At 71.1% G+C, this 16,331-nt stretch carries 21 protein-coding genes; 14 read left to right on the plus strand and 7 right to left on the minus strand.

The genetic code is table 11. From position 1 onward, the window contains the following. Positions 1-11: 11 nt before the first annotated feature. The 8 genes from AQJ11_RS03325 to AQJ11_RS50705 all read left to right on the plus strand — a co-directional run bounded on the left by AQJ11_RS03325 (position 12) and on the right by AQJ11_RS50705 (position 3,770). On the plus strand, positions 12-248 hold the full coding sequence (locus AQJ11_RS03325) for a hypothetical protein (protein ID WP_059261778.1): 237 nt from the start codon (positions 12-14) through the stop codon (positions 246-248). After that, entirely contained in the window at positions 245-865 is a 621-nt protein-coding gene (locus AQJ11_RS03330; protein ID WP_059261779.1) for a hypothetical protein, read from the plus strand. The genes AQJ11_RS03325 and AQJ11_RS03330 overlap by 4 nt, the downstream gene beginning before the upstream one ends. Next, a complete protein-coding gene (locus AQJ11_RS03335) occupies positions 855-1,271 on the plus strand; it encodes a hypothetical protein (RefSeq protein ID WP_059261780.1) in 417 nt (138 codons plus the stop codon). The genes AQJ11_RS03330 and AQJ11_RS03335 overlap by 11 nt, the downstream gene beginning before the upstream one ends. A gap of 2 nt (positions 1,272-1,273) precedes the next feature. After that, the gene (locus AQJ11_RS03340) at positions 1,274-1,468 is read left to right on the plus strand and encodes a hypothetical protein (protein ID WP_059261781.1); all 195 of its coding nucleotides are present in this window, start codon (positions 1,274-1,276) and stop codon (positions 1,466-1,468) included. Positions 1,469-1,749: 281 nt separating this feature from the next. Next, positions 1,750-2,481: a hypothetical protein gene (locus AQJ11_RS03345; RefSeq protein WP_159061640.1), complete on the plus strand. Its 732-nt coding sequence runs from the start codon at positions 1,750-1,752 to the stop codon at positions 2,479-2,481. After that, positions 2,478-2,894 carry a DUF6302 family protein gene (locus AQJ11_RS03350; protein ID WP_059261783.1) on the plus strand — a complete coding sequence of 139 codons (417 nt, stop codon included), beginning with the start codon at positions 2,478-2,480 and terminating at the stop codon, positions 2,892-2,894. The genes AQJ11_RS03345 and AQJ11_RS03350 overlap by 4 nt, the downstream gene beginning before the upstream one ends. Beyond that, positions 2,884-3,084 (plus strand): hypothetical protein, encoded by a 201-nt coding sequence (locus tag AQJ11_RS03355; protein WP_059261784.1) that lies wholly within the window; start codon positions 2,884-2,886, stop codon positions 3,082-3,084. Before AQJ11_RS03350 ends, AQJ11_RS03355 begins: the two co-directional genes overlap by 11 nt. Positions 3,085-3,191: 107 nt before the next feature. Further along, positions 3,192-3,770, plus strand: coding sequence for a hypothetical protein (locus tag AQJ11_RS50705; RefSeq protein WP_059261785.1), 579 nt, complete (start codon positions 3,192-3,194; stop codon positions 3,768-3,770). On the opposite strand, the gene AQJ11_RS50710 is transcribed toward AQJ11_RS50705, so the two are convergent. Continuing rightward, on the minus strand, positions 3,767-4,003 hold the full coding sequence (locus AQJ11_RS50710) for a hypothetical protein (protein ID WP_244218080.1): 237 nt from the start codon (positions 4,001-4,003) through the stop codon (positions 3,767-3,769). The genes AQJ11_RS50705 and AQJ11_RS50710 overlap by 4 nt on opposite strands. A 348-nt stretch (positions 4,004-4,351) precedes the next feature. Between AQJ11_RS50710 and AQJ11_RS03370 the strand changes: the two genes are divergently transcribed. Both AQJ11_RS03370 and AQJ11_RS03375 read left to right on the plus strand, forming a co-directional pair. After that, a complete protein-coding gene (locus AQJ11_RS03370; protein WP_059261787.1) occupies positions 4,352-4,852 on the plus strand; it encodes a glycine-rich domain-containing protein in 501 nt (166 codons plus the stop codon). Positions 4,853-4,929: 77 nt separating this feature from the next. Next, entirely contained in the window at positions 4,930-5,589 is a 660-nt protein-coding gene (locus AQJ11_RS03375) for a class I SAM-dependent methyltransferase (RefSeq protein ID WP_059261788.1), read from the plus strand. Positions 5,590-5,655: 66 nt separating this feature from the next. Here the strand turns inward: AQJ11_RS03375 and AQJ11_RS03380 are convergent, their stop codons facing one another. Next, a complete protein-coding gene (locus AQJ11_RS03380; protein ID WP_059261789.1) occupies positions 5,656-5,892 on the minus strand; it encodes a helix-turn-helix transcriptional regulator in 237 nt (78 codons plus the stop codon). A gap of 207 nt (positions 5,893-6,099) precedes the next feature. On the opposite strand from AQJ11_RS03380, the gene AQJ11_RS03385 reads away from it, so the two are divergent. Then, positions 6,100-7,728: a site-specific integrase gene (locus AQJ11_RS03385; RefSeq protein WP_059261790.1), complete on the plus strand. Its 1,629-nt coding sequence runs from the start codon at positions 6,100-6,102 to the stop codon at positions 7,726-7,728. 524 nt (positions 7,729-8,252) lie between these two features. On the opposite strand, the gene AQJ11_RS03395 is transcribed toward AQJ11_RS03385, so the two are convergent. The 4 genes from AQJ11_RS03395 to AQJ11_RS03410 form a co-directional block, all read right to left on the minus strand. Further along, positions 8,253-8,666, minus strand: a complete 414-nt coding sequence (locus AQJ11_RS03395) for a PIN domain nuclease (RefSeq protein WP_014672541.1) — start codon at positions 8,664-8,666, stop codon at positions 8,253-8,255. Then, positions 8,663-8,878 carry a type II toxin-antitoxin system VapB family antitoxin gene (locus AQJ11_RS03400; protein WP_014672540.1) on the minus strand — a complete coding sequence of 72 codons (216 nt, stop codon included), beginning with the start codon at positions 8,876-8,878 and terminating at the stop codon, positions 8,663-8,665. Before AQJ11_RS03400 ends, AQJ11_RS03395 begins: the two co-directional genes overlap by 4 nt. 177 nt (positions 8,879-9,055) lie before the next feature. Next, positions 9,056-11,473, minus strand: a complete 2,418-nt coding sequence (locus tag AQJ11_RS03405) for a helicase-associated domain-containing protein (RefSeq protein WP_059261791.1) — start codon at positions 11,471-11,473, stop codon at positions 9,056-9,058. A 254-nt stretch (positions 11,474-11,727) separates the two neighbouring features. Continuing rightward, positions 11,728-12,156, minus strand: coding sequence for a hypothetical protein (locus tag AQJ11_RS03410; RefSeq protein WP_059261792.1), 429 nt, complete (start codon positions 12,154-12,156; stop codon positions 11,728-11,730). Between the two features lie 145 nt (positions 12,157-12,301). Between AQJ11_RS03410 and AQJ11_RS03415 the strand changes: the two genes are divergently transcribed. Continuing rightward, on the plus strand, positions 12,302-12,631 hold the full coding sequence (locus AQJ11_RS03415; protein ID WP_014672538.1) for a hypothetical protein: 330 nt from the start codon (positions 12,302-12,304) through the stop codon (positions 12,629-12,631). Positions 12,632-12,674: 43 nt separating this feature from the next. Here AQJ11_RS03415 and AQJ11_RS03420 read toward each other — a convergent pair whose 3' ends face one another. Next, a complete protein-coding gene (locus AQJ11_RS03420; RefSeq protein WP_014672537.1) occupies positions 12,675-13,298 on the minus strand; it encodes a hypothetical protein in 624 nt (207 codons plus the stop codon). Between the two features lie 261 nt (positions 13,299-13,559). Between AQJ11_RS03420 and AQJ11_RS03425 the strand changes: the two genes are divergently transcribed. Beyond that, on the plus strand, positions 13,560-14,345 hold the full coding sequence (locus AQJ11_RS03425) for a phytanoyl-CoA dioxygenase family protein (protein WP_078611742.1): 786 nt from the start codon (positions 13,560-13,562) through the stop codon (positions 14,343-14,345). Positions 14,346-14,447: 102 nt separating this feature from the next. Then, a complete protein-coding gene (locus tag AQJ11_RS03430; protein ID WP_059261793.1) occupies positions 14,448-16,331 on the plus strand; it encodes an NAD-dependent epimerase/dehydratase family protein in 1,884 nt (627 codons plus the stop codon).

The following is a 16,331-nucleotide window of genomic DNA, read 5'->3' on the forward strand; positions in this document are numbered from 1 at the left end:
GGAGGTCAATCGTGGACACGCCCTCTGCCCCCTGGCACGCGTCCCCCCGGCGCGACGCCGCGCCGTACAGCGACGCCCAGACCGGCGAGGTCCGGATCCCGCTGACGCTGTTCAGCGTCGACGAGCGCATAAGGGACGTCGACCTCGTGCTGTCGCGGACGGAGGGCGAGACGTTCTTCGAGCAGCTCCGCCCCGCGCTGACGGCGTCCATCGAGAGCGCGGTTCGCCGGCCGGAGGTCGTGAAGTGACCGAGGTCGACGAGATGTTCCCCGGCAAGACGGAAGACGCCGGGGCCCTCATCAAGCGCGAGATGCACGAGCTGGCCGAGCGGCCCGAACCGCGGGTCGTCACCCGGCTGGAGCGCGAGGCGGCCGTCCGCTCGTGGCTGCTGCTGTCGGCCGCCAGCGCCGACACCTCGCGTATCGACTGGGACGAGAACGGTATTGCTCTGCTGCGCTGCGGCGCCCTCTTCTCCACGGTGCGCATGTCCGCCGAGCTGGTCGAAGCGGCGGCCGGCTCTAACGAGCCCGAGAAGGTACGCGACGTCCTGACGGCCGCGCTGTTCGGCGGCCCCGTCTTCGTCGACACGCACAGTGGCCGGTACTACGCACTGGTTCCGGCGAGCACCGCGAACCGGGCCGAGTGGCGCGAGCGGAGGCACGCGCCGCATGCAGAGATCCGAGGGCGCGACAGCTACGTCGGCGTACCCCGGCCCGGACTGGACGAGCCGCACCCCGGCCACTTCAGCTACTGGTCTGTGCCGATGCACGGCCCTGCGGACCTGTGCGACCCGGAAGCCGTCTCGCAGTTTGTCGCCCACGGGCGGCACCGGCTCACCACGCGGGAGGCCGTAAGTGGGCACTGAGAAGGCCGAACCGGGCAGCGAGCAGGCTGTGAAGGCGGCGTGTCACCGCGTGCTGTGGGACATGAGGCCCTTCGGCGCCGACGAGGCGCGGGAGCTGCTGGCGGAGCTCGACGAGCACGTACGGGCGCTCAGCCCGCAGGTATCCGCGCTCGTTCCGGAACTGGGCGGCGAGGACCGTGAGACGGCCCTCCTCGTGCTGCGGCACGTTGACAGGGTGCTGCACCCGGACGCGTCGTTGACGGACGGGCAATTGCGGCTGCACGAACTCGCGGTCGTCGCGCGGGCGCTGAGCGAGCTGATCGTCCTCGGACGTCGGCGGGTCCGCGGGGAGCGGCCGGCCGGCGGGGACGCCGAGAACGGCTCGGCCGATGCTGCGGGCTGGCTCGCCGCCGGGGCGGGGACCTGACCGTGGAACGGTCGTGGGTCATCGGGGACTGCTGGCTCGGCTGCGGGCGGACCGGCGTCCGGGTGCTCTGGCTGGGGCCGGTCCAATGGGACGGGTACACCGCGCCGTTCATGTCGTGCGCGTCGTGCCTGGCCCGGCTCATGGCCCAGGCCCGCGCCTACTGGCTCAGCCGGCTGCGTATCGCGGCCGGGGCATGAAGACCCCCGCACGGGGCTTGGCGGCGACCTGCCCCGTGCGGGACGGCGGCCCGGCCCGTCCGCTAAACCCCCGAGGTGGATGGGCCGGGGCCGTCGGCTCTGCCGGTGTCGCTCTCAGGTTGGGCGATCCTCACGTGGGGGGAGACGAGCCAATGACCGGCAGAGGGCCCGTGCGGCGAAGCCGAGTCGCGAATACCTACGGCCCGCGTCGGCTGCCTCTCCGGTCCGATCCCGGACACGGGCACACCCCCCCTTCGTTTTGCTACTCAGGAGAGAACTTCGTGAACGCGCCCACCGATGCTGTGCCGCCGGTCCCGCTGCGGCCGGCCGCTCCCTTGCAGCCGATCCTCAGGCGCGCCCTGGAGGAGGCGGATTTCGCAGCGGACGTCGCAGTCGACGGTCACTCCCTGCTGGTGTCCGTCCTGACCATCCGGGTGCCGTGGTGTCCGACGACAGCTGAGGCCGCCCAGGAGTGGATGCGAACGGCCGGTGTGCAGGGCGACGCCACGTGGGATGAAGGGGGCATCGTCGTCCTCCACCTCCATGAGGCGCCCGCGGTATACCAGTTCATGACGGTGCTGGAGCCGCAGATCAGCGCGCACAAGATCGCCGCCGGGCTCAGGCGCGTACTGGGCGAACTCGGCGTGGACAGCGTGACGGACGCGAGCCGGGACGTCATCGACGTGCGGCTCGGCGGTGACGACCTGAGCGCGGTGGTGGTTCTCGCGGAGCGGTTCGGCGCTCCCCATATCGCTAAGGGCTTGGAGCTGGGGCGGTCCCGTGGTCTGCGACGTCTCGCCGAGCGGTTCCGGTACCTCCTCACGGGCGTCGTGGGCTCCCTGGTCGACGACGTCTACGAGCCGGGGTGCGCCCACGAAGGGGAGAGCCTGACCCTGTACCTGTCCCCGGCGCAGGCGGGCCGTCTCCTCCAGCGTCTGAACCGCAACGTCCTCGACGGCTCCAGGCCGGCCGATGTGAGGCGGCTCGTCGTGCACTCGGGGGAGGGCTCGTGAAGCATCGCCCCACCCTGCGCGTGGAAGTGCGGGAGCCGGACCGGCGAGATGAATGGGAGCTGTCCTGGTACCGGGAGCGGCTCGCTGACCCGACCCTGCTCGACTACGCGGTGGTGATCGTGGTCGACGGCACCGGATACCTGGTAGTGCCGCGCTGCGGACGGCGCCGCGGCGGCTATGTGAGCGCCAACGACGCGGAGGTCATCTGGCATCTGTGCGACCAGCTCCGCGCGCTGCCGCGCTTCCCGGACGTCCGAGTGCGCTGGTCGACGGACCCGGACGTCTGCCATGCCGTCGAGTGGGGCGACCCAGTGCCCAACACCCCCGATGACCGTGTGCGCGGCAAGTTCTACGGCTACAGCGACGAGGCGATCGCCGAGTACGCGGAGGAGGTGGACGGCCGTGAGCAGTGAGCCGGGCGAGACCGGGCGGGACGACGCCGGGCAGGCGCAGGCGACCGACCGGCCGGTGTGCGCCTTCCACCGGCTGTTCGACCAGTTCGTTGAACTCGACGGCGCCGGCCGGTGCTGGCGGTGCCTCTGTGCGCCGACGGAAGAGGACAACGACCCCGATGAGGACGAGGGTGAGGACTGCGGCAAATGAACGAGCCTCTCCCCGCCACATAGACCCCTGCCCGGCGGCCGGGATGCCACTGAGCCCCGGCTGTCGGGCAGGCACCATGCACCACCCAACCGATGAAGGGAAGTGCAATGACCCAGTTCGAGATGCCCGCCGTGGACGCCGTCGCCGGCGCCGCGCGGGAGATCCTGGACACCATCAAGAGCGACCGCGAGTTCCCGGCGTTCCGGGCCGCCAGCCTGGAGTACTCGGAGGATTGGCAGTGTTTCACGGGTTTCCCCGTCGTCGAGCGGTGGAACCTGGAGGCGGACTCGGCGCCGCTGTTCGAGGAGGGCCTGCGGGCCCTGGCGCTCAAGGCCGCCGTCTGGGGCGCCACCGGCGACGACCAGGCGGCTGAAATCCCGATCGCCGTCCCGGTCGACGAGATGACGCACGCGATGCTGGCCCAGTCGCAGCTTCTCGCGCGGATCGCCGCCCGCTCCGGGGTCAGCATCATCCACCAGACCGACCAGGAGCACACCGACTACCGCGCGGGCGGGTACACCCACGACTGCTACCGCGCGGCGTGGGGCGAGCCGCCGGCCCGGTACTGGCTCGACCACGAGGAAGTCGTCAGGCGCCGCGACGTGCTGGCCGGGCTGTACCAGAGCATCGGCATGGGCCGGTCCGGGCGCGAGCACGGCATCACCTTCGCCCCGGCCGCGGCCTAGCCGAGCGCGGCGCGCAGAACGGCCGTGATGTCGGTCTCCGGGTCTGCGGCGAGCAGGATGTCCGTCGCCTGACGGATCACGTCGTCGCAGGCTTCGGGCGGGGCCGCGTCCAGCGCTGCGCGTACCCAGGCGGGGACCTCGCCGGCCTGGACCGGCGGCGGGGTCTCCCAGGGCAGCGGCAGGCCGTTCGTCGCGTACGGAGCGGCGGGCAGCCCGACGCGCTCGGGATGCACGCATACGGGGACGCCGGCGGAGGTGAACCGGTGGCCGGTAGCGGGGTCGAAAGGGCAGTCTCGTGAGGGGCGCTCGACGACGTCGAACCGGCCGCCGGGCAGGCGTAGGGACGGGCATACGCCACACACCGGCCGGCCGTCCCGCGCGAACGGTTCGCCCTGCTCCGCCATCCCCGCATCGCCTCCCGTCACTTGCTGGTTAGCACGGTAGCCGACATGGGCCAGTCGCTCCCTCTCCCAGAAGACCCCTCAGAGACCCCCGCCCCGGAACCGGGACCTGGACAGTCGAGCCCCGGGGCGGGTCGCACCACCAAGCACGGCACCGACGAACCCGACGAAGGGAAGGTCATGACCGTCACGCTGGAACAGCCCGCGAGCACGACGACGCGGGACCCGAAGGAACTGCTCAACGCGGTCGCACCGCACATCACCGAGCTGACCGTGAACGTGTTCGACTCCGGGATGTCCCTCTGGGACCGTGAGATCGCGCTGCTGCTGCGCGACCACACGATGGTCCGGGACATGGCCGAACGGATCCTCGGCAACGCCGTCATGTACGTCATGGGTTCCATCGAGAACCCGGACGTCCACCTCGGCGTCGGCAAGCTCGTCGACATCGGCGTGCACCAGCTCATCCTCGACACGCCCGTCTGGTGGGGCATCTGCCGCCTGTACAACGGCGGCCGGTTCAAGCACCACGCCCCGTTCATCGAGCGCCGACGCGACGGGCTGTGCCTGCGCACCGGGGAGTTCCTGCGGTCCCAGGGCTGGCCGATCGACGAGGAGCTGTGGGCCATCGACGGCACGGACTGCTCGCCGTGTGACGACAAGGTCCCCGACAGCCACTGACCCCGCTACAGTCGCCCCCGTCCTCGCTACCGCCCGGAGGGCGGGGGCCCCGCCCACTCGAACCAGAGGAACTCGCTGTGCCCGTACCCCACGACATCGAGGCAGAGACCGAACTGTGGGACACCTTCGCGGAGTCCGCCTTCAAGGACGATGCGGAACCCAGCTTCTGCTGGACCCAGTACGCCGGGCACGGCCCCGGCCCCGAGCTGCTCGGCAACCCGCGCAGCGTGCTGGAGATCGGTTGCGGCACCGGCCGCGCCCTCGCCTTCCTCGCCCGCAGCGGTGTTGAGGCTCACGGCGTCGACCTGTCCCCGGTCATGGTGAAGAAGTGCAGCGAGCGCTGGGCGGACACCGGCGCCACCTTCGACTGCGGTGAGGTACTGGAGTGGCTCGCCGACTGCCAGACCACCTATGACGCGGTGTACTCCATCTTCGGCGCGGCCTGGTTCACCGATCCGTCCCGGCTGTTTCCCCTGGTGGCGGCGCGTCTGAATCCCGGCGGGGTGTTCGTCTTCTCCCAGCCGCCGGCCATCCCCGGCGCGTACGGCCCGCAGGGCATGTACAAGGGCGGGTTCGCGGGCAAGGCGATGTTCACCTACCGATACAGCTACAAGCCCGCCGTGTGGGAGCGTCACCTGCGTCGGGCTGGATTTACGTCGGTGGAGGCCGACGTGGTCGACGCACCGACGCCTGGGCACATTGGCACGTTGCTCGTCCGGGCCTGGTCCGCCGCCTGACGGTGGGACGGCACTGGCCCCGGCCGCCCGCTGCTGCGTGGGCGCCGGGGCCGTCGTGTGCTCGGCTCAGGCGGCGTCGTCTGCGGGCGCGGTGACCTGGAGCACGCGGCGGAGGTCGGCGGTCACGACGCGGTAGGCGCGGCCCGCCGGGATCACCTGGCAGGGGAACTGCCCCTTGCGGACGAGCTGGTACGCGAGGGTGCGGCCGATACCGAAGGCCCGAGCTGCGGTCTCGACGTCGATGGTCGGAGGCAGGTCGAGCAGGTCGGCTGTGGTGAGGGCCTGGACGTCGGTTGCGGTCACTGCGTGGCTCCCGTGGTCTCCTACTGCGTACTGCGCATCACTGCGCGGAGTACTGCGCACGGTACGGCATGAGTTGTCACGGCACAACACGGCAGTTACGTTGACCTATCCGACGAGATCGCGCGGCACGGCTGTGGCCGGCCGCTCGTCGGCGTGGACGCATATCGGCCCCCGGTGGCGATCGCTGCGGGCCACAGGGGAGGGACCATGCCCGGAGCCAGACGGGCCGGCAGTATCACGAAGAGGTGCGAGTGCCGAGGCGAGGACGGGAAGCGACTCGGACAGAGCTGCCCCGCCTTGCGGAAGCGGTCGCACGGCACTTACCAGCTGCGGCAGGAACTGCCGGCTGCCGCCGACGGCACGCGCCGCATCTTCCGTCGCACCGGGTACACAGCGGTCGGTGACGCGCAGTCGGACCTCGACAAGCTGCGCGCGATCCTCGACTTGATCGGCGACGACGAGCACTACGGCCACCAGATCAGCGACCTGCTCGCCAAGGTGCAGAGCGACCGCGCGGACATCCCTGACGCCGGCGAGGTGAAGCGGCGCCTGGCCGGTGGCGTCGCGCTCAGCAGCGATATGACGGTCGGCGAGTGGCTCGACGCCTGGCTCGCGGCCAAGAAGACGAAGCGCCGCACGACGTCCAGCTATGAGTCGCATATCCGCGTGCACCTGCGGCCGGGGCTGGGGCACTACCGCCTGGACCGGCTGAACATCGGCCACGTGCAGGCGTTTTTCGACGGCATCGACGAGCGCAACGAGGTGATCCGAGCCGAGAACACGGCGCGCCGCGAGCAGGAAGCACGCTGCAAGTGGGGGAAGCCCGGGGCGCCGCCGCCGGACGTCTCGGCGCGACTGGCGGTCGAGCGGGAGAAGCTCGCGGCGATGCCGCCGTATCGGTACATCACGGGGCCGGCGACGAAGCAGCGGATCAGGGCGACGCTGCGAGCCGCGCTGAACGGCGCGATCCGACGGCAGTTGATCACGTTCAACCCGGCGCAGTGGGTGGAGCTCGACTCGGGCAAGCGGCCCAAGGCCCGGCTGTGGACGGCGCAGAACGTCGAGTACTGGCGGCGTACGGGCGAGAAGCCGTCACCGGTCATGGTGTGGACTCCCGAGCAGCTCGGTCACTTCCTGGACGAAGCCGAGCCGTCCAGGTTGTACGCCTTCTTCCACCTGATCGCGTTCCGCGGACTGCGCCGCGGCGAGGGCGTGGGTCAAGACTGGCTGCACGTCGACCTCGACGCCGGGCTCATCACCCCGGCGAAGAACTTGATCGTGGACAACTGGGAGGTCTTCGAGGACGCCCCGAAGACCGAGGAGTCGGCGTCGACTATCGCGCTCGACTCGCTGAATGTCGAGGTTCTGCGCGAGCACCGGCAGCGGCAGCTTGCCGAGCGCGACGAGTGGAACCGGCGCGCCGCAGAGCAGCGCGCGGCTGGAAAGGACGTCCCGGACTGGCAGGACACAGGGAAGGTGTTCACCGACATCGACGGGTCGTGGCTGCACCCGGAGAAGGTCAGCGACGAGTTCCGTCGGATCGTGGCGCGCGCCGGGCTGCCGCCCATCAACCTGCGCGACCTGCGCCACCTCGCGGCGACGCTCGTGCACGCCGGCGGTGGCGACATCTTCGCCGTGCAGAAGACGCTTCGGCACGCCTCGGGGCAGCTGACGTCGGACACGTACACCGAGCTACTGGAAGACGTCGACCGGGACATCGCGGAGAAGGCCGCCGGTCTGGTGCCGCGCGCCCGGCGCAGCGCTGAGAGTGCGCCCGCCGGGCAGGACCAGGACGAGGCCGCCGACGATGGCGACGAGCCCGGCGAGGCGGCGTAAGCTGCCGAGCGAGCGCATGTCGAAGGGGTCCGTCACCGCAGGTGGCGGGCCCCTTCTGCTCGCCCCGTGCTCGCCCGAACGCGCCGTAACGCGGCGGCATTCCGCGTCACGGGCCATCACGAACGCGGTACGCTGATGCCTCCCATAGGGCCTCTGACCTGCACTGTTCGGCAGTGTGCGACACGAGGCGTCATTAGGCGTCACGAGCGGGAGTGAGTGAACCCCGGACTCATAATCCGTCGGCCGTGGGTTCGAGTCCCACCCGCCCCACCAGCAACGCACACGAATGGCAAGATCCAGTGGATTCTCTCCAACCTGCCGACGGGCCGGGCTGATTGGGCCCGGCTGCGTGCGGCCGCCCGTGCGGCGGCGCTCGCGCCAGGATTCACTGTGTCGGCGGTCAGGCGCCACCCGCAAGGGCTGCTGCCCGCTGCGGAAAGTCTGCCGCAGAGCCGACCGCGTCACCGCGATCGTCGAGGCCGTCCTCGTCCCCTGCCAAGCCTCGATGTGAGGTGGGAAAAGGATCACTGTCTGAGGTCGATCGTGCGTACCGGCTGTCCCGTGGTCCGGGCGATGGTTTCGAAGTCGCGGTCGTAGTGGAGCAGGGTGAGGCCCGCTTCTTCGGCGGCGGCTGCGACCAGGAGGTCGACCGGGCCCGCGCTGCGGTGTTCGCCCTTCGCGGTGAGCTGCTCCTGGACCACGCGGGAGCGGCGATAGGTGCCGTCCGGCATCGGACACCACACGTAGTGGGCGTCGAGTGCCGCCTTCAGTCGTGCGCGGTCCGCGGAAGAGCGGGCGGAGTAGAGGACCTCAAGTTCCGTGATGTCGCAGATCGCGACGAGGCCGGCAGCGATCCTGTCGTCCCACTCGGCCGTGTTCTGGGCGAGAAGGACGCGGGCGAGGGCGGAGGTGTCGATGAGGTAGTCGGCGACGGTCACGGCCGGTACTGGCTCTTGTCCAGGAGGACGTCGATGTCCAGGGCTCCGTCGGCCACCAGTTGCCGGGCGTCTTCGAGTGCGCGCAGGCGCCGGTAGCGAGCGGTGACCTCGCGCAGGGCGGTGTTGATCGTGTCGCGCTTGGTGGTGGTGCCGAGTTCCCTGGCGGCGGCTTCCAGTGCCTCGTCGTCCAGGTCGATGACAGTTCGGCTCACGGTGACTCCCTGTGTATACGACGGCGTATATCAGTATACCTGATCCCTTATATAAGGAGTCGGGGGTCTCCAGCGAACCGCTCATTCGGTGTCCCGGCCGGACAGCCGAACGAGAGTGCCGACGACCCTCCGGGACGGGTACGGCCGCCTCGCACGCCCCGGCCCACCGCCCGGGCGTTATGCCGGGGGCATCACCCCGTGGATCCGCGACAGGGTGAACACCCGCTCCGCATCGCGTAGATGACACCAGGCGTACAGATACGGAGGGTCGAGGTCGAGGCCGCTGATGGTGCGGATCGTGCGGCTGCCTGTCGTGGCGACGTACTCGATGGTGACCGCCGTCCCACTGTCGACGGCGTGGGCGAGTTGACGGACATCGGCGTGGGGGATCTGGGTCGCGTGTCCGGCGATGACTTCTTCGGTGTCGGTGGTGAAGGGGACGCCGTTGCAGGGGTCGGGGGCGGGATCGGCCGGCGGGGCGCCCGCGAGTCGGGCGGCCAGCGCGGCCAGGTCGACGTGCTTCGGGGCGGCAGTCGTACGGAGCGGGGTGCTGGGCCTGCTGACCGCTCTGCGCGGGGCTGGTACCGGCGCGGTCGCCCGGGGGCTGCCGGGTCGTTCGACGCGCACGGTTCCGTCGGCTGCCTCCGCGACCGGCGCGTATCCCTCGGCCCGCAGTGCGGCGAGGGTTTTCTCCAGCGGGGTGCGGCTGACGAGGACGGTCGGGGCAAGGTGCCGCAGGCCCAGTCCGGAGAGTTTGCGGTGGGCGGCGATCTCGGTGAGGAGGGCGGGTTCCTCGCCGTGGATGACGCAGGCGGCCGAGGCGACACGGATCCGGCCGTGGCTGCGTGCCGTGTCCGTGATCAGGTAGGACAGGGGCTGGGGCAGCGGGCCCGCGGCGATGGCAGCCAAGTCGGCCTCGATGGAGTGCGGGCTACGGCCGGCATCCAGGGCGCGGCGGACGCTCGCCGGGTTGAACCGCCACAGTGAGGCCGTGCCGCTGGTCTCCCGGTCGGCGACCGAGTCCAGCAGCGTGACCAGCCGTGCGGCGGGTGTGCCGGTGACCACGGCGGTCAGGTCGCTGCCGAAACGGGCCGTGGGGGTGGCGGCGGGAAGGAGGCGCTGGCAGGCGGCGGCCAGTTCCTCGGTGCTTTCGGCCAGCAGGGCGGCGCCGATCGGGGACAGCGCACCGCGAGCGAGGACACCGAGCAGCTCCGCCTCGCGGATCCCGGTGGCGAACGGCGTCGCGTCCTGTGGCAGCACCTCGGCGAGGGGCCGTGACCAGTGGGCAAGAGGACCCAGTTCGGCCGCGTTCTTCGCGCCCTGCCCGGCCGGGAGCCTGGAAGCGGCGGTGAGCAGCCCCTTCCGGGCATGGAGGCAGCCGGCGCAGGACGGTGCTCCGGTCAGGGCGGGCAGCGCCTTGTTGTCGTCGTCGCGGGCCTGCGAGGGGGTGAGTCCAAGCGTCCACCAAGCGTGCAGCAACACCGGTAGTCGCTCTGCGGGCTCTGACCCGGCCCAGGAGTCGTAGGCGTCCGTCGTCGCGACCCGGTCCCCGTCACGGGCCATGAGACCGGCCTTGTACGCCGTCTCAAGGGTGAGGCGTACGACGGGCTCCCCGCATCGCGCCGCCTTGCCGATCCTGGCCAGTTCGCGGGTACCGACGCCGCCGGACTTCAACCGGGCGGGCGGAGTGGTCGCACACACCGACAGGACCGAGGCGGCGTGGGCGGCGAAGGCCGTGGCTGCGGCGGACGCCTCCCTGTCGACCTCCGCCGGGGAGACGGGTACCAGAGGTACGACGGGCGGCACGGGGTCGAACGGGGCATGCCAGTCTGGCCCGCGCAGCGCGAGCGCCACCTCGGCGGGCATGCGTACCGGGCCGTAGCCGTGCCGGCCCTGGACCAGCAGTCCCCGCTCCAACGCCCAGCGTGCACCCGGTTCGGGGACGGACTGCCCCCCGAAGAGGACGAATGCCTGCGGTCGGTACGCGGGGTCCGCCTTGCGTCCCAGCAGTTTCCGGGTCTCGGCCGGTGCCTGTTCGACCATCGCGGCGACGCGTGCCGGGTCGCTGTGGTGCTCCACGAGCGTCGCGAGGCGCAGCGGTTTGGTGCCGGGAGGCCGCACGCCCACAGCCGTGAGCATGCGGCGCAACTCCTCGGAGGTCGTGTCCTTCAACAGCGTCGCCAGCGGCTGATCCAGTCCGAGCGGCGTTTCCCACGCCTGCCGCAGGGGCGTGGCCATGCGCAGCGTTCCCTCGCTGTCCGGCCAGACCAGCGCATACGCGGACAGCGTCTGGAGCGCCGCTTCCAGGCCGCGGGCGGTCTCGTCCTCCGTCGCATCCAGCAGGTCCGTCAGGACCTGCCGAGAGGCCGGCACACTCAGTGTCGCCAGTGCCTCGGCTGCCTGCAGGGCGGGCAGCGTGAGCCGGGGCAGCGCGAGGGCGACCGAGCCCGGGCGTTGCAGACGTTCGGCCAGTTCGCTCAACGAGCGGGGCTCCGGCGGGGACATCGCATCCGGCCGCGCCGCGAGTACCTGCTTCAAGTCTTCGGCGTCGAGGCGGTGGAGCCATGCCGCGAGGGTCGACTTACCGGACTTCACTGATCAGTGCACCTCGTTGAGGGAAACGCCACGCTTCGCGCCGACAGGCCGGGCGAGACGCGCTGTGCCGTACGGTCTCCAAGCATGGCGCATCCGTCGGCCGTGGGTTCGAGTCCCAGCCGCCCCGCCGAGGCGCCTCGGCGCAGGAACGTTCTCGGCTGCCGCGCAGCGTTAACCCCCTCCGGGCGGAGGGGGTTACGGCAACTTCTGAAGATCCTTGGCCCGGTGGCGGCGGTCCCGTCAGGGCCTCCGGGTCAGGGCTTGCAGAAGCCGAGTCCCTTGAGGGCTTCGTTGATCTGCTTGCCCTGTGCCTCGGTCGTGGTGACGTCCTCGTAGGTGAAGCGCTGGGATGCGGCCCAGTCGGCCTTGGCGCTGCCGCCGTTGATGGCGGAGCACTGGTTGCGTGCGGCGTCGATGGCCTTGTCCTCGTACTTCACGATGCCCGGGTTCGCCGCGGCGAGGGCGCGGAGCAGCTCTTCGCGCTGGGCGACGGTCGGCTCCGGCGGGATGCCGGCGGCCTTCTCGGTGGCGCCGGCGCCGGTGCTGGGCGCACTGCTCGCCGCCGTGGTCTTGGCCGCCCCGGGCTTCGCGTCCTCGCCGCTGTCGCTGTCGCTGCCGCTACAGCCGACGAGCGAGACGGCGAGCGCCGCCATGACGGCGGTGATGTTGGTACGGGTGCGCATGTTCCCCCCTGGTCCGGTGTGGCTGAGTGGCCATCATGCGTCAAGGTCGCCCCCCTGCAACTGGAGTGCGGCCAGTTGCGAGAGTTACCAGGGTGATTAGGGTGGAAGTGACAGAAAGTGACCTATATGTCAAAGGGGGCAGGTCATGCGTGCCAGCCACTGCAAGCGATCCGCCGTCCTGGGTACGACCCTCATCGCCGCCACCCTCGCCCTGAGCCCTGTCGGCCTCCAGCAGGCGTCCGCGGCGACGCCGAGCGGAACGCACACGAGCGCGACCACCACGGTCCAGCGCGACAACAGCTACAGGCAGGGCTTCAAGGCCGGGTACCGTGCCGGGTGGGCCGACGCCAAGGACGACTGCCGGATGAGCAGGAACAACAACAACAACTTCAACCGGAGCAACAACTCCTACGCGAACGGCTACGACGACGGCTATTCCGCCGGGTACTCGCGCGCCGAGGACAGGTACTGCTGAGTCCCGACGGACAGGGGGGGGCGAACGGCCGTCACCCGCGTCGCTACGCCGCCGGCCCCGGGAACCAGGACACCATCTCCGCGTACACGTCCGGGACTTCCCCGGTGCCGTTGAGCCAGTCGGTCTCGCCCTGGCTCCACTCGTAGGCGCGGTGGCGGGCGCCGAGTTCCTCGACGAGTTCGGCGGCCAGCCGGGAGGCCTCGTAGAGGTCCTGGTCGGTGGTCTGGGAGCTGGCGGCGACGATCAGCCCGCGCACCTCGGCCGAGTGGCCGTAGCGGAAGGCGCCGGTGCCGAGCAGGTGCGGGTCGGTGTGCACCGGTGTGCCGTTGTCGCCGCCGAGGCGCCGGTGTGCCGCCGCCTTGGCCGCGGCCTTGGGGAGGAAGCGGCGCGCCTCGTCCCCGACCGTGATCGCGCCCAGGACCGCGTCGGCGGGTGCGGCGCCCGCCTCCGCCGTCGGGTCGAGGACGACGAAGCCCATCGCGGGACGCGGGTAGGGCCCGCGCGGCGCCTTGCCCTCGGGGGCGGTGTGGTTGCGCAGGATGCTCTCGGCCCGGCGGCGGCCGAGGTCCGCCAGCAGGGTGGTCAGTTCCCCGTCGGTGAGCATGTACGTGTAGGGGTTGCGGCGTACCGCCGCCTCGACGCGGAGTGTGCCGGCCGTGCTCGTCACGCCTGTCTCCTCCTTGCTGCGCTGTCCGCACCCGGTGGCGCGGCCCGGCACACCGTAGCGGCTTGATCATCCGCGGGCCATAGGTCTGGACCATTTTTCTGATCACTGTTGACCTTGCGGCGTACCGCCCCGTAGATTTCCGTCCCGTCTTGATCAATGGTCCAGACCAGCTCTCCAAAGGCTCGCTGGGCTTTCCATTCGACGATCCCCCTTCTCGGGGTGCGCTGTGCTCTCAGGCTGCTGGGAGAAGGGGCGAAGGGGATGTTTGTCTTGACGACGCAGGTGCTTACGGACCTTGCGCAGAAGTTCACAGCCGACGGATTCGCCACCGTCGGAGAACTTGTTTCCCCCGGTGAACTCGCTGTTTACCGGGACATCTACGACCGTTTCCTGAGCGGTGACATCGAAGCGGGCGACAAGCGGTCCGATCTCGGTTCCCACGTTCCCCGCAAGGACGGCATACGCGAGAACATCACACAGATCATGTGGCCCTCGGCCCTCCACCCGCCGCTGCGCGAACTCCCTCTCCACCACAAGGCGCTCGCCGTCGCCCGGGAACTCATCGGCGCCGACGCGGAACTCGACTTCGACATGATGATCCACAAGGATCCGCACACCGCCGTCCCCACACCCTGGCACCAGGACGCGGCCTACTGGATCGACATGCCCGACCACCGGGCGGTCTCGATCTGGGTGGCGCTGGACGACGCCGACGTCGACAACGGCTGCATGTGGTACGTGCGCGGCTCGCACGAACAGCCGCTGCGCCCGCACCGGCCCACCAGCGACGGCAAGAACATCGAGTGCGACTGCTCCGAGGACGAGCCGGGAGCCACCGCGGTGCCACTGCGGGCGGGGGAAGCAGTGGCCCACTCCGGCTTCACGCTGCACTACTCGCGGGGCAACACCACGGACGGCACACGCCGCGCGTACATCCTCAACTACCGCCCCGCCGCGATGATCCGGCACGAACGGGCGCAGGGCGCGGACCACGGACTCAACGAGAACGTACGGCAGGTCCGCAACTCCGGCGCCGCCGAGGACTGACCGCCCGGCACCACCCCGCAACCGCCGGGCCGGCCACCGCCGGCCCGGCCCCAACAGCCAGATGGGAAAGCCGTGAACGCTGTCATTCTGACTGGTGCCGTCATGACCCACCCGCGACGCCGCGCGGCGGCCGAGGCCATCGCGGCGAAGGACCCGCGGGGCCGCGTCCGCGTCGTCACCGACCCGGACCCCTCCGGCCCGCCCACCGCGCTGCGCACCGCGAACCCGTCCTGGAGCTGTGTCGGTGCGGACGCCACCCACCACGTGGTCTTCCAGGACGACGTCCTCATCGCCGAGGATTTCTTCCCCTGTGTCGAAAAGGTCGCCGCCGCCGTTCCCGATGAGGCCGTCGCCTTTTACGAGGGCTGGGAAGGAAGGAACAGCGGTGTCGTACGCCTCGGGGCCCTCACGGGGGCGCAGTGGGCCTATGCCATCGACGAACACGTGCCGTCGCTGGCCCTGATGCTGCCCGCCGACGCCGCCCGCGGATATGAGCGATTCGCGGCGGAACACGGCAATGGCTGGCCGTACGACGTGGTGATCCAGCGGTATCTCAAGGCGCTGGACATTCCGGTGCGGATCGCCGTGCCCAGTACGGTCGACCACGACGACGTGCCGAGCATCGCCGGAAACAGCACCCACGGATGGCGCCGCGCCACATTCTTCACCGACCGGGCCGCGTTTTCCCCCGACGACAACACCGCGTGCGCCGCATTCTCCCTGGTGCCCTTCTACCAGTACGGCGAGTCGAAATGCGCGGTACGGCAGGAGGACCGCTGGGAATACCTGGACACCGACCGGTACCTGCGGCGCATCGGCCTGCTCGGCACGTGCGAGGACGGCCTCGCCGCGGCGGACCGGCCCGACCTGCCCGACACCGTGTGCCGGCAGGTGTGGCTCACCGCCTTCGCCACCGGCGTCGCCGTCGCCGCCCTGACGGACCGTGACCCCGAGCCCGCCGTGGCGGCGGCGGTGATGGAGTCCCTCGGCCCCGGCGGCCTGTGCGAGGAGTACACCGGCGCCGAACTCGTGCCGATGATCCCGCTCGTCCGCGACCTCGCCCTGGCCGCCCTCGACGCCGGCCGGGCCGCCCACCGCGCCACCGCCGGCACCCCCCGCCCCGCCCCCGCGCCCGGCGTCGTCGTCACCGGCGGCGACCCCGCCTTCGGTGCCCAGCTCGCGCGGCTGCTGACCGACGCGGGCCGCACCGCCGTGCACGCCGAGCGGCTCGACCAGGCGGCGCACGCGGTGCCCGGGGCGCCGGACGCCGTGATCCACCTCGGCAGCCCGCACGACACCGGGTACCCGCTGGCGGACCTGCTCGCCGACGCCGAGAAGCTCGGCGCGCGGCGGCTGGTGCACGCGAGTTCGGCGGCCGTCTACCGGGGCGGCGCCGCCGAGGACCGCGCCGAGGACTCCCTGCGCGAACGGCCCGAGGACGCCGAGGCCCGGCTGTGGTGGGACGCGGAGGAGCAGTGCCGGGCCTGGGGCCGGCAGACCGGTACGCCCGTGCAGATCGTGCGCTTCGCCGAGCCCGTGGGCCCGCACGCCCCGCTGGACGGGGTCCTCGCCGACTGGATGCTGCGGGCCTGGACCCGGCGCCCCATGACCCTGGTCGAGGGCCGCCGGCACCAGATCGTGGACTACCGCGACATGGCCGACGCGCTCGCCGCGCTGCTCGCCCGCCCGGCCGGCCCCGAGATCTGCAACGTCGCGTCCGCCGGCTACGACGAGACCGCGTTCGCCGAACTGGTCACGGAGACGGCCCGCCGCACCCCCTGGGAGCGGGCCGACGCCCCCGGACCGCACACCCCGCTCATGTCCACCGCCCTGATCACCGCCGAAACCGGCTGGCGGCCCGCGGCACCGGTGCACAATGGCGCCCGGGCGCAGGCGCAGTGGCTGGCCTGCGACACCCATGACGACCTCGTCGGGCTGTGGCGGACCCCGGACCCCGGCGACGACACCGGCGTACGGCGGGCCTGA

Origin of the sequence: Streptomyces corchorusii (genome assembly GCF_001514055.1) — a bacterium.
Lineage (GTDB): Bacteria > Actinomycetota > Actinomycetes > Streptomycetales > Streptomycetaceae > Streptomyces > Streptomyces olivaceoviridis.